General features: G+C 61.2%; 12 protein-coding genes. 1 reads left to right on the plus strand and 11 read right to left on the minus strand.

The window, feature by feature from the left end:
• Positions 1-56: 56 nt before the first annotated feature.
• The 10 genes from GUV69_RS17520 to hxlA form a co-directional block, all read right to left on the minus strand.
• A complete protein-coding gene (locus GUV69_RS17520; protein WP_164204753.1) occupies positions 57-3,143 on the minus strand; it encodes an ATP-binding protein in 3,087 nt (1,028 codons plus the stop codon).
• A gap of 278 nt (positions 3,144-3,421) precedes the next feature.
• Positions 3,422-4,828, minus strand: a complete 1,407-nt coding sequence (locus tag GUV69_RS17525) for an LLM class flavin-dependent oxidoreductase (RefSeq protein ID WP_164204755.1) — start codon at positions 4,826-4,828, stop codon at positions 3,422-3,424.
• Positions 4,829-4,889: 61 nt separating this feature from the next.
• On the minus strand, positions 4,890-5,186 hold the full coding sequence (locus tag GUV69_RS17530; protein ID WP_208786668.1) for a putative quinol monooxygenase: 297 nt from the start codon (positions 5,184-5,186) through the stop codon (positions 4,890-4,892).
• 354 nt (positions 5,187-5,540) lie between these two features.
• On the minus strand, positions 5,541-7,235 hold the full coding sequence (locus GUV69_RS17535) for a glucose-6-phosphate isomerase (RefSeq protein WP_164204757.1): 1,695 nt from the start codon (positions 7,233-7,235) through the stop codon (positions 5,541-5,543).
• A gap of 101 nt (positions 7,236-7,336) precedes the next feature.
• Positions 7,337-7,552: a hypothetical protein gene (locus GUV69_RS17540; RefSeq protein ID WP_164198703.1), complete on the minus strand. Its 216-nt coding sequence runs from the start codon at positions 7,550-7,552 to the stop codon at positions 7,337-7,339.
• Between the two features lie 81 nt (positions 7,553-7,633).
• Positions 7,634-8,866, minus strand: coding sequence for an MFS transporter (locus GUV69_RS17545; RefSeq protein ID WP_164204759.1), 1,233 nt, complete (start codon positions 8,864-8,866; stop codon positions 7,634-7,636).
• A gap of 65 nt (positions 8,867-8,931) precedes the next feature.
• Positions 8,932-9,489, minus strand: coding sequence for a hypothetical protein (locus GUV69_RS17550; protein ID WP_164204761.1), 558 nt, complete (start codon positions 9,487-9,489; stop codon positions 8,932-8,934).
• A gap of 66 nt (positions 9,490-9,555) precedes the next feature.
• Positions 9,556-10,053: a flavin reductase family protein gene (locus GUV69_RS17555; protein WP_164204763.1), complete on the minus strand. Its 498-nt coding sequence runs from the start codon at positions 10,051-10,053 to the stop codon at positions 9,556-9,558.
• A 337-nt stretch (positions 10,054-10,390) separates the two neighbouring features.
• A complete protein-coding gene (locus GUV69_RS17560) occupies positions 10,391-11,044 on the minus strand; it encodes a GPR1/FUN34/YaaH family transporter (protein WP_164204765.1) in 654 nt (217 codons plus the stop codon).
• Between the two features lie 107 nt (positions 11,045-11,151).
• On the minus strand, positions 11,152-11,775 hold the full coding sequence (gene hxlA, locus GUV69_RS17565) for a 3-hexulose-6-phosphate synthase (RefSeq protein ID WP_164204767.1): 624 nt from the start codon (positions 11,773-11,775) through the stop codon (positions 11,152-11,154).
• Between the two features lie 244 nt (positions 11,776-12,019).
• On the opposite strand from hxlA, the gene GUV69_RS17570 reads away from it, so the two are divergent.
• A complete protein-coding gene (locus GUV69_RS17570; RefSeq protein WP_164204769.1) occupies positions 12,020-12,457 on the plus strand; it encodes a MaoC family dehydratase in 438 nt (145 codons plus the stop codon).
• 117 nt (positions 12,458-12,574) lie between these two features.
• Here GUV69_RS17570 and GUV69_RS17575 read toward each other — a convergent pair whose 3' ends face one another.
• Positions 12,575-12,853: a YciI family protein gene (locus GUV69_RS17575; protein WP_164204771.1), complete on the minus strand. Its 279-nt coding sequence runs from the start codon at positions 12,851-12,853 to the stop codon at positions 12,575-12,577.
• Position 12,854: the final 1 nt, after the last annotated feature.

Below are 12,854 nucleotides of genomic sequence, written 5' to 3' on the forward strand. Positions count from 1 at the left end.
GCAAATGACTAAGTTTTTATGTAAGGGATGAAGAACAGCCTTGGGAAGGCTCGCAGTTACTCCCCATACATCAGGTTGGTGAGAAAGCCGAAGAGGCCGGGGTCGGGGGTTGTAGACCTTTTGCTCGTAACCCGGGTCGGTTTCGTCTCCAGATCGCAGAGTTCCACGTGACGGGGCATGCCGAGTTTCGCGTAGACAGCGCGCGCCTCCTGCAGATACGACTTTGCCCGGGCAGAGGATGCTGCTTCGCCAGTCTGAAGCAGCATTCTCCCGTGAAATCTCAGGGTGTGGGCACGCTCCACGACGTGGGGCATGGTCTCGGCATCACGACGTGCCTCCCGAAAGTACTTTTCCGCGCGCGCCCAGTCGCCGGCCGCTGCAGCGGCAATTGCCGCTGAACGCTTGACTAGGCGCCCACCCCGGAATTCGATACAAACGACCCCCGTCCGCTGAATGCATTGTTCGATAGCAGGGAGCAGTGCGGCGGCCTGCTCCAACTCTCCCAATACGACTAAACCTTCAACCGCCGTTAGCGCCGCCACCCATGAGCCACAGGTGTTGGCCCGGTCCAGGTGCGGCAACGTGTTTCGGTGCTTTTCAAGCAAACCCATGGCAGCTTGGGAATCGCCCATGTACGCGAGCAACTCAAACAGGGAAGACCATCCCCAGCCGACCATTCCCGTGTCCGCCTCTGTTTCCAGCGCGGCGGAGTAAGCACCCTTTGCTTCCTCCCATTCCCCGGCGAGGAATTTGGCCAACCCAAGCCACGCGAGCGAATGCTCAGGCGTTGCAAGCCCGACAGCCTTACAGAATGCGAGGTCCCTCCGGGCGAATTTCTCCAGGGCGGCCGGGCTTCCCTGCTCAAAGAATTCGACCATGGCGTTCATCCGGGTGTGCTGCTGTTGGGCGGCGTAGTTCCCTACACGAACCGCGAGCGGGGCAAGTTCAGCGCCCACCGCGCGGGCCTCATTCAGACGACCTAAACCAACAAGCGTGTAGTTCAAGAAGCCGAGCATGCTCGTCAAGGTCCAGACATCGTCGGAATTGCGGAGTATCTCAAGCGCCTCATAACCTGCCAAGACTGCATCCTTATGCTCAAGGAACGCGGGCAGTTGCATCGCGCGTATGGCCAAGGCATGTCCTTTCAGCTCCGTATCCCCGAGCCGGGAAGCTATTCTGAACTCTTCGTCGATAGCCTTCATGCTTGGCCCGTAATCACCGCTCCAGGCCTGGGCAAAAGACAACGCGCCCAGCAGCCTTCCCCGTTCTGCGCCCTCATGGCCGTCAAGCATCTTTAGTCCATAAGCAGCTAAATCGAGGGCTTCGGGCATCCTGAAAAACCAAAACATCGTGTGTGTGGCCGCGCGGCACGTGCGGGAAATGGCTTCCAGGTCTCCCACTTCTGCATAAAGGTCCAGCGCGTTGCGTAACGAGGCCACGGAATCGGGCCAGCGGCCAAGTGTTCGCAACGCCAGGCCACGCTGGAACCAAAGTTCGGCGCGGTCAAAGGCCTCAGCCGCATCGATGTATTCCAAAGCCTGGTCCAGAAAGCGAAGCCCCTCTTCCGCCGCGGAACTGTTCAGCGCGGCCCGGCCCGCCATGGTCAGATAGCGGACAATATTCCGGCGGTCTTTGATTTGTCCTGCCTGAACCAAATGCCAGGCAATTTCATCGGCCCGCATTTCCAAGGCTTGAGGAAAAAGCTGCTCCAACGCTGTGCCGGCTGCAGCATGTATTCGACGCACGCGGGCCGGCGACAGGCTTTCAATGATTGCCCGACGCACGATGGCGTGCACAAATTCATAGCGTTCAACGGCGTCGGGAGAAGCGGCTGTCACGTCATACAGAAGCTGCGCCTGGGTTGCTTCCTCCACTCCTTCCAGAAGAGTGAAATCGTCAACTTCAGCAAGTTGCTGCAGCACGCTGAGGTCAAATTCCTGCCCCAGTACGGCGGCTATGCCGAGCAGGGTCTGAGTCTCTTGTTTGAGCCGCCGAACACGTGCAGTAACGATGTCCTTCACTCCGTGAGGGACGTCTGCATTGCCCGCCGATTTCGGTCCGCTGCCTTCTCCCAGGCTTCGGATCAGCTCTCCGGCGTACAGCGGATTTCCCCGTGTTTCCGAGTAGATGTCATAGGCCAGGCTTTCAGAGAAAGTGTCATCGCGTGACTGCGCCGATCCGTCATCGGAAGCCAGCAGTTGAGCGACCTCGAGCCGGTGCAATCCGCCCAGTTGAATCTGAACGGGCATTGCGTCCCGGCGCAACCTACCCAGGAAGTCGATAAGGGCATCTGAAACGTCCCCGGGGCGAAGAGTGCAGATAATCATTGTGCGCTTAAGCGATTCCTCCTGCATCAGGTGCTTAAGCAGCAGGAGCGTAGGCCCGGGAGCCCAGTGCAGGTCATCGAGTACCAACAGCATGGGTGAGGAAACCGAGGCATGGCGGAGGACGCGAGTGACGGCGTCGAAGAGTCGCAGCCGGGTAACGTTCGGGTCGGTGCGCACGGCATCAACCGGGATCCCCGGTAAACGGATGCCGGAAATTGGAATGATCGTCTCCAGTTCGGCGGCTACGTCACCAAGCTCTCCCGCCAAACTGGCGGGATTGCTTGCACGGATATACGGGGCAAGGGCGTGGCCGACTGCTTCAAAAGGACCTGCCACGTCTTCGTCGCAACGTCCATGCAGCACGAGCGGGTCGTCATTGACCAACAGTTGCCGCACGAACTCTGCCACCAGCCGGCTCTTTCCGATGCCAGCATCGCCCGAGACCAGCACGAGGCGCTGTGCACCCGCTTTGGCCAAGTCCCACTCATCGTGCAGTTGTTGGAGTTCCGGAAGCCGGCCGACAAATTCACCTGCCTTCGCCATGCGAAGCAGTGAAGGGGGAGCCTCGAGTCGTAACGGTCCGGCATTCTCAGTGGCCCGGACGGCAGCTAACAACCCTGAACGGGACGTGACGTCAAACTTCGTCAGGAGGTTGGAGACATGGCTTTCGACCGTTCGCACGCTGATCCCCAACGTGGCTGCGATCTCGGCGTTGGCCAGATGATTAAGAACGGCTTGGAGGACCTCCCACTCCCGGGAGGTGATGCCCCGGTCTACACACGACTGAGGCTTTGGTTGCTTAAAATCTACCGGCATTTACGGATTCCTCTCTGAACCCCAAAGTGTGGCAGTGCAACTTCGCGATCAGCCGGTCTCCTTCGACCGGCCCTCGCGTAGTTCGATCTGATCGCAATACTTTACCTACAGGTGACCAGGAACACCCGGCCTGTCCACGGCGTGAACGTTCCGGCTGCGCTAGAATCCGCGAACCGCGTCGTTGAACCCTGAATTCAGGGAAGGAATGGCGGCCGCCGACCCGCAAATCGGTGGCCGCCGTTCTCATCCTTTTCAGCGGCGCAGTTCAGGTGACCTCATCAGGAGACTGACGCCGCCACACCCAGCCGGTAGTTGGCGCCGGCGTGCTCTGAGGGGAGCCGGGCGTCGCCTGTGAGACGTTCACGCAACGTCATCACTCCTTCAGCGGCGGGGTCCTGCGGGACATGCCCCCGCTTGCGCAGTTCAGGTACCACCAGCTCGACGAAGTCCTCCATCGTCCCGGGTGCAATGACGCGGCCAAGGTTGAATCCGTCAACATCCGCGATCTCCATCCATCGCTCCATCTCGTCGACGATGGTTGTGGGCGAACCGACTACTGACGCGCTAAATCCGCCAATGCACAGCCATTTCGCCAGCCGCTCTTTTGTCCAGACAACCTCGCTGTCCACGCCGGTCAGCATGTCGATCATGGCCCGGATAGCGTCACTCTCGATGCTCTCCAAGGGCTGGTCCGCCGGCGCCGAAGACATATCAATGCCTGTCCATCCGCCGAAGAGGGTCAGTGCGGCGTCAGTATCTGCGTACTTGTAGAAGTCCTCAAGCTTGGCCTGGGCTTCCTCGTCCGTCGGTGCCGTGATGGGGGTCAGCATCACGATGACCTTTACGCTGCGCGGGTCCCGGCCTGCCTCGGCCGCCTGCTGGCGGACCTTGTCGACGGTTGGCCGCAGCTCTTCGGGGCTTGTGCCGATGACGAACACGGCCTCGGCGTGCTTCCCCGAGAACTCCATACCCTTTTTGGACGTGCCGGCCTGGAACAGGAACGGAGTACGCTGCGGACTCGGCTGACCGAGGTGGGCGCCGGGAACCTTGTAATACTTACCCTCGTGGTTGATGTCATGGACTTTGGACGGATCCGTGAAGATGCGCTTTTCTTTGTCGAAGACCACTGCGTCTTCGTCCCATGAACCTTCCCAAAGCTTGTAGCAGACCTCCATGAACTCGTCCGCCACCGCGTAACGCTCGTCATGCGGGATCTGCTTGTCGAGCCCCAGGTTCTCTGCTGCGCTTGCCTGGTACGACGTCACGATATTCCAGGCGACCCGGCCCTTTGTGATGTGGTCCAAGGTGGTCATTGTCTTGGCGAAAGAATAGGGAAGTTCGTAAGTCAGTGACTTCGTAACCCCGAACCCGAGCCTTTCCGTCACAGCTGCCATTGCTGAGATCGGGATCGCAGGGTCTCCCACAGGTGCCTGGGCGGCGGTGCGAAGTGCAGTGTCCCGTGATCCGCCATAAACGTCGTAGTAGCCCAGGACGTCTGCAATAAAGAGGCAGTCAAACCCGCCGCGTTCAAGGAGCTTCGCCAGGTCGGTCCAGTAGTCCACGTCCATATAGCGGTGGGTCTGGTCGTCGGGGTGCGCCCACATCCCGGGGTTCTGATGCCCCACGCAGTTCATGTCGAATGCGTTCAGAATCATGCGCTTCTGCGGGTTCTGCTTATTTGCCATGTCTATATCCTTTTACGGTTTAGGGGTATGTAGATAAGGAACGGTTTCGGGAGCAAACGATTTAGGTAAAGGCCAGGACCTCCACGGGCTGAAGAGAAGGTGCGGAGGCGAGAAGTTCATCCGCCCTCGCTCCAAGGGCTGTGGCGACCTTGCCGGCCAGGTGCGCCTGACGGCCTTCCTCATGCGGAAAGGTGTCATAAATTCCGAACTGGCTGGCATTGATCCGGAAGGCATACCAGGTGGACGTGCCGGGTTCCTCAACAACGAGGTCCTGAGCGGACTTCAGGAATTCGGCCAGTTCGGACTCTTTGCCGGGCTTCGCCTCAAGCGTCACCAGTAAGCCAACAGAGCTCGACATAACTTCCTCCATCATCTTCGACGTCACTGTGATGCCGATCACTGCCCAACTTATGTTCAGCGGGTGCTGCCCTACATCCGTGCTCAACACTGAATTCACCACGGGTATCCGTACCGACATCTTGCGGAGTAGCCGACGTGCCGTGCCCGGCTGATGCAGCGTGATTGGTGGACGGCAGCCTGACAGAACCCCGCTGGACAAGATTTGGGGATGTCCTTTAGTGCAGTGTCCTGTGCCCCTGCAGAAGATCGAGGAGCCTGCCGGCGGCCGCGCGGGCAGAACAACCCTCGGACGGGCTGCACGAGAACGGGGCGCCCGCTGTGCGGCGGGCGCCCCGTGCCATTCCTGGCGGGTTTAGCTGTCGGTGAGGGATGCGGCCCCGGCGGCAAGGGCCGCGATGATCTCCTGCAGCTGTGCAACGCCGGCGGTGCGGTCGGTGAGGTGCAGGCGCAGGACCGGGCGGCCGTGACCGGCCAGGACCTGGGCGTCCCCGGCGGCCTGCGCGGAGATCAGTTCCCCGAAGGTGAAGGGACGGTCCGGGATGGCCAGATCCTCGGCGGGTGCCGCGGTGACCTGGAGGAACACGCCGATCGCGGGGCCGCCCTTGTGGAACTGCCCGGTGGAGTGCAGGAACCGCGGTCCCCAGCCAAAGGTGACCGGACGGCCGCTGGTGCCGGCGAGCTGGTCCCGGATGCCTTCCAGCTCGGCGAAAGCCAGGCGGTCGAAGTAGGCCTGGACACTGAGGTAGCTCTCGTCGTCCAGTGTTCCCAGGAGGGCACCGACGGCTTCCTCGGCCGTGTGGGCACCGCGGAGCCAGTCACCGCCGCGGACCTCGATGGCACCGTCCACAAAGGCGGCCGGTGTGGGTTCGGGCTGGGCGTCCAGCAGGCCGCGGGCGGCGACCTTCGCCGCCTCCACATCCGGCTGGTCGAACGGGTTGATCCCCAGCAACCGGCCGGCAACGGCCGTGGCGAATTCCCACACCATCATCTGGGTGGCGAGCCCGCCGGCGATGGCCACCTCGTTCTCACCGAGTTCGACGTCGGCATCAGCAGCAACCAGCCGCACCACCAGCACATCAGCGGCACCGGAGCTGACCTCGGGCGCCGCAGGGCCGGCCACGACCGGCAGGACCCCGGTGCCGGACTTTCCGGTGGATTCGGCGATGAGCTGTTCGGCCCAGTCCGCGAAACCCACAATCCCGGACCCGTCCTCGGCAATGACGATCTTGTCCCGCAGCGGGCTGGTTCCGCCCAGGGCCGCGCCCAGGGCCAGACCGATGTTCTCTGGAGCATCCTCGTTGAGGATCTCGGCGGCTTCCTCGGCCTCGTCCAGGAACGCCTGGATATCCACGCCGGCCAGGCCCGAAGGGACCAGCCCGAACGCGGTCAGGGCCGAGTACCGGCCGCCGACATTCGGGTCCGCATTGAACACGGCCCGGTAGCCGGCCTCCCGGGAGGCCTTATCCAGCGGGGAGCCGGGGTCGGTGACGATGATGATCCGGCTCTTGGCATCGATCCCGGCCGCGGTGAAGGCGTGCTCGAAAATCCTGCGCTGCGAATCAGTTTCCAGCGTGGAACCGGACTTGGACGAGACCACAATCGCGGTCTCGGCCAGCCGGTCCGCGAGGGCGGCACGGACCTGATCGGGATCCGTGCTGTCCAGCACGGTCAGCTCGACGCCAGCGGTACCGGCGATAACCTCGGGAGCCAGCGAGGATCCGCCCATGCCACAAAGCACGATGCGGGACACGCCGTCGGCCTTCAGGGCATCACGGAGCTCAAGGATCCCCGGAACCAGGGCCTGCGAGACGGTAGCCGCCTCGACCCAGCCCAGGCGGACAGCAGACTCGGCCTCGGCCTCCGGACCCCACAGGGTATGGTCCTTCGCGAAGATCCGGGTCGCAATCCGGTCCGCCACAAGAGTGGGCAGATGCTGCTCAAGTGCCTGCTGCGCGGCACCGGTGGCGTCGTAGCCCGAGCCCCGGGAGCGGCGATCAAGACAGATAGCGCTTCCGCCATCCGGGAGTTGCTGCGCCTGGGTGGTCATGGTGTTTCTCCTAGGTATCTGGTGAGGCCGCAGACCAGCGAGGAAGTCCTGGCAGCACTGTTGCCTTAATGTCGATGGTCAGTGCAGCGATTGCCTGGCAGTCACGAGAGGATCTGCTCGCGGGTCTCCCCGAAAGGAACTTTGTTGCTGAGCGTGAGCGTGTATCGGCCAGGATGGTGGCGGGTCACGAGGATTCCGGACTGGCGGTGGGTAACGGCCGTCTGCCGGAGCGCGGCCTCGGCACTGTTAAGTAGCTCGTATAGACGACCGGGCTCGGTGACAATGATTTCCAAATGTTTGGTGGCTTGACTGCGCATTATGTGAATTCCCTTCGTGGCAGATTGGTCTCCCACCCCGCTTCGTTGAGGGCGGAATGGAGGTTCAGACCGAACAGAGTGTTATTTGCGCCCGCCCGCAAGCAGGGACGATGCCGGGTCACGTCGAAGCAACCACATGGCCACGCAGCCAAAAAGCGGACCCAGCGCGAGCATCGAGAACCCGATTCCCCAACCCAGGTGATTGACGACAAATCCCATGGACTGGATTGTGACGAGGGTTAGTGCGAAGCCCATGCAGATTTGTATGGTCAGCATGGTGCCAACCGACTCGGGGGGTGACAGTTCCACGACGCACGCTGAGAATTGAGCAGAGTCCGCAATGATTGATACTCCCCAAACCATGGCCACTATGAGAATCAGCAGAGGTGGCCCGCCAAAGAGCCAGCCGACAGTCAGTGCGCAGGCACCACTGATTGCCATGGAATAGATGGTTACAGCGGTGCGGCCAAATCGGTCGGCCAAACGTCCTCCGATCAGCGCACCCAGGGCGCCTGCGGCAATGACAAGGAAGGTGGCTGCGGGGGCGAGACCCGGTTGTTCAACTCCCCGTGCGTCCAGCGATGCCCGGAAAAACAACCCGATCCATGCCCACATTGCGTACAGTTCCCACATATGGCCCAGGTATCCCAGGTTGGCCAAGCGGACCGGCCGTTTGAGCCAGGCAGCTTTGATAGTGCTTGGATCGAAACGTTGCGCCCGCTTGAACGCAGGTCCGAGCTTCACGAATTTGACCAGGCACGCTGCCGAGAGGGCGGCAATCGACGAAGCTGCATAGACGAGTTTCCAGTCCCAGGCGGCACCGATGGTGAAGAGATGAGGCAGGGCAGAGCCTATTGTCAGTGCTCCGACCAGCAAGCCGACAAGTTTCCCCAGATCATTGGTGGCCCAACTGGCCACCATGCGCATACCCACGGGGTAAATTCCTGCCAGGGCCACTCCGGTGAGGGCCCTGAGAATGAGCGCTTCGGTTCCTACGGGCGAGACCACAAGCAGGGCCGCGGTGGTCACGGCTGCCACCGCCGCCGACGCTGCAAAAAGGTTTCGGGGGTCGAATCTGTCTGCCACATTGAGAAAAGCACTGAGCAGGGCACCGACAACGAACCCCACCTGCAGCACGCTGGTCATCAGTGCCATTTGGGTCTCGGAAATGGGTTCGAGAACCGCGATGCTCGGCAACGCAGCAGTCGAGGCAAACCAGACGGCCAAGGTCAGGACCTGACAAAGCAGGATGAGGCGAATAGATCTGGTGCGCCCTCGAACTTCTACGGGCAAGGTTGCTTGTTGGAGTGCCATTCGTATCCTTCAGTCATTCGACGGGGAGGTGCGCCTGGTTTCATCGCGGGAACGGGCTGAACCGTTCACGCGGCCAATATCGCGCCTCGGCCGGCCGTGTTGAGTATCAATTCCCGCGACTTTGCGGGCGTTGAAGCGCTTGCTTCCAGAACGGGCGCCAGCCACTCAGCGCCACCATCGAAGCGCCCGATCCTGGGTTTTTTGACCCAGCGGTACACCGAGTACTCAGGCCCAAGGGCCAATCGCCGCTGATTGGTTTCGACTATGTAGACCACGTGCTGAGTGCTTTGCGAACCATGAGGGACCTCGACCATGGGGCCACACCGAATCGTGAGGATGTCGCGGACGGCGAGGCCGGTTCCGCCATGAAGCACGTCGATGCACTGCAGCAATTCGTCGTCCAAAGCTGATGCATGGCCCGCCCGGGGGACGGAGAGAAGCTGCCACGGGGTGCTCCCCGTTGAACCATGCGCGGACTTTTTGAAGAGCCCCACCCGGCCCCTCCACGTGAGGAGAATGTCCAGGTGCACCGCACTCCCTCTCGACGTGCCGGCCTCCGGTGACACCTGTTCAACAGGCGCCAGGCCCTGGGCCCGGTCATCTGCGACCGTTGGCGTGTTCATCACATTCACGTTATGCGGAAGGGTGCTAATCACGGTTCTCATGCCTCTCATTCGTCGCGGTGAGCGCTAAATGCGGTCCCAGCGGCCCAAAGCCGAGCGGTGGAGTACCAGGGGCATGTGCAAACTATGAGCCTGGAAATCCTCAATTTTCAGCAGAATAAGAATGTGGTCGCCAGCATCGACCTCCTGGTAAATGGAGCATGTGAGCCACAGGGGAGATCCGGAAATATAAAGATCATTCTGTTCACCGGAAAAAGTCTCTACGCCGTTGAATCGCTTTGATTTATCGCGTGACGCGAGTTGGCGGCAGACCGGGTTATGGTCTTCACCCATTACCGAAACGCCAATGAGAGGTGCATCTTTGATGCTCGGCCACGTGGATGAAGATTTTTGAACGGAGAACAGAACGAGCGGCGGTTCATAGGAAATTCCGACCGAAAAAGACGAAGCAATGAGAACCTGCCGCTCACCCTTTACCGTCGCCGAGAGGGCTACAACACCGGCAGGAAAATGAGTAAGAGCCTCCTGGAGGAGAACACCGTTGTCAGCAATTTGTGCAGTCATGATTCTTCCTTTCAATGGTTTGGTAAGGATGGAGCCACGCATTTAGCGCTACAACAATTCCCTTTCAGTGTGGATTGCGTCACAGGGCTGTGCATCCGTGGTCATTACGGATTTCTCCACGGGAGGCGGTACTGAGTGACCTGGATACGCGTAAGCGGATTTGTTTTGCGAGGGCGGCGTGCCGCAATGCAGCCGACGTCGAGCTCAGGACGTCAACCCGTGAGTGCCCGCCGGCCTCGATGGGGGCAGCGCAGCAGACCCCCGGCCGCGGGCCCACAGGGGGCGCGGCCGGGGGTCTTCAGTGCTGCTGTGCCTCGCTATACCGAGACTGAACTGCTTAGCGCACGAGCGGGCGTCCTTGTGGCAGCCCGCGGCCACCGGTTTGGCTCCACATGACGTCGACGTAGAGGTAAACGGCCACTGCAACGAAGGCGAACGTGAACCAGCCTCCGAGGTTGGTCATGCCCGCGTCGCCCTGCAGGGTGCCCATGAGAAGCAGGGCGAGGGCGATATCGACGAAAACGAGCATCAGGGTGGAGCTCCAGGGAAGACGTAATGTCACGAAAGTGAGCATCACGAATATGAACAGCCAGCAGGTAAGCCAGAGGGCTTGCGCATTGACCATCTGGTCAGCGGGAATGCCGTACCAGCCATTGATGAGTCCGAGTGACAGTGCGCCGTAGGTGGCAAAAAATCCGAAGAAGAGGACGAAGATACCCGCTGACGTGTTCTGGCCGAGCGCGCAGGCCCAGACCGTGGTCAGCAGCAGACCAACCGCAGAGGCAGCGATCACCGTGGGTAAGGCAGCGGCTGCTGCACTGGCGGGTATGAATCCGGTGTTGACCAGGCCCAGGCCGAATGCTCCGGCAACAGCCATGGGGATGCCGACGATGCCGGGTGCCCCTGCCAGCGGACCGGTGGGTGGAGGTGGTGGGGCCGTGGGCGTTGTGGCGGTGAGGATTGGGCTTTCAATGACAGAGGTGCTGGACATGGCGGGAGAACTCCTGTGGCTTGAGAGAGGGCGGGAGGTTCAACGAAGTCGGATTGTGCAGGCTGAGGGGGTTGTGGGCGGTGACTGGTGCCACCATGGACGGCTGGTTAGTTGATGGCCGCGCGGAGCTGCTTGGCTGCCAGTGCCGGGTCGGCTGCACCGTAGATGGCACCGCCGGCGACGGCGACATCGGCGCCGGCCTTCTGGACGTCACCGATGGTGGCGAGCTTTACGCCGCCTGCAACGGAGAACGGAACATCGGCTTCAGCGCCGGCACGGAGCAGACCGTTCAGGTCGAAGCCGGGCTTTGCCTGCTCGTCCAGGCCGGCGTGCATCTCAACGAACTTCGCACCCAGGGCGAGGACTTCCTTGGCACGGGTTACCTTGTCCTCGATGCCGATGAGGTCAACGACAACACCCTTGTTGTGGGCCTTGGCGGCCTTGACGGCACCGGCGATGGTGGAGTCATCGGCAGCACCGAGCACGGTGACCAGGTCAGCGCCGGCCTTGAACGCGATGTCGGCTTCGAGCTCGCCGGCATCCATGGTCTTGAGGTCAGCGAAGACAACCTTGTCCGGGTGGGCGTTCTTGATTGCCGTGATGACTGAGAGGCCTTCGGCCTTGATCAGCGGGGTGCCCAGTTCGATGATGTCAACGAATTCGGCGACCTGGCCGGCGAGTTCGAGGGCGGCTTCAGTGGTCAGAACGTCCATAGCAACTTGGAGCTTCACGATGGTTCTTCTTTCTGTGGGATGCGGTGGAGGGCATCGAACTGTTGAGGAGGGTTGTGGCCGGCGGTCTGCAGGACGCCCCACTCAGTGTGGGATGCATCACAGGGCTGGTGCATCCGTGGTAATCACGGATTTCGCTACGGAAGCCAGTACGGATTGACCTGCAGGCGTGTCACCGTAATTCTGTTGGGACACTTCATTCCCAACCTGAACTGGGCCAATCCGCAAGAAAGGTCGGTCACTCATGACCCCGATCCAAGCCCGCACCCGTCCCATCGTGGGGCAAACCGCCCAGATCTCACGCAGGGTCGCGGAGAGCGATATCAGTTTGTTCACCGAAATCAGCGGTGACCGCAATCCCCTCCACTATGATCCTGAAGCGGCGAAATCATCCCGTTTTGGGGGAATTGTGGTTCAAGGCGGAATCACCAGCGCCATCTTGAATGCCGTTGTGGCGGAGGAACTGCCTGGTCCAGGAACGGTTTTTCTCAACGTCAACTGGGACTTCAAGGCGCCTGTCCGCCCTGGGGACGTCATTACCGGACATGTGGAAGTCTTGGAAGCACGCGAGGACAAGCCGATCACCAAGCTTCGGACGTGGGTTGTCCGTGGCGATCGGACAGTTGTACTTGAAGGTACCGCCGTCTGCTACACGATGGACCTTTGCGGAAACGACCGGTAATTCTTCAGCAGGAGGCTTTCCCTGGGCGCTGTAGGGGAGTGGCGCCACGCGTAAGAGCACGACGGCGGGCGGTCCCGCCGTCGTGCTCAGCGTGAGGTTTGGAGCGGGGTGAGGCAGTTACTCGAAGCGCACCGCATCCCACTCAAGGATTCGTGGATCGGCGAGCCCCTCTGTGACGAAGGGGTCGTCGGCGATGAAGCGCTCGGCGTCCCCGCGCGAGGCAAAGATCCCCATCGACCCGCCAGCCGGATCTGCTGTCTGGAACGGGCCGAGTGCGATGAGCCCGCCACCGGCGGCATGGAACGCCTCAAAGTAGGCCTTGTGGCGGGGATAGGTCTCGAAAAGGCGGGGGCGATCGACGCCCTCACGCACGGTGTACAGCACAACGAATTCCATA

This window comes from [Micrococcus luteus] ATCC 49442, assembly GCF_010367585.1.
Taxonomy (GTDB): Bacteria; Actinomycetota; Actinomycetes; order Actinomycetales; family Micrococcaceae; genus Arthrobacter; species Arthrobacter luteus_A.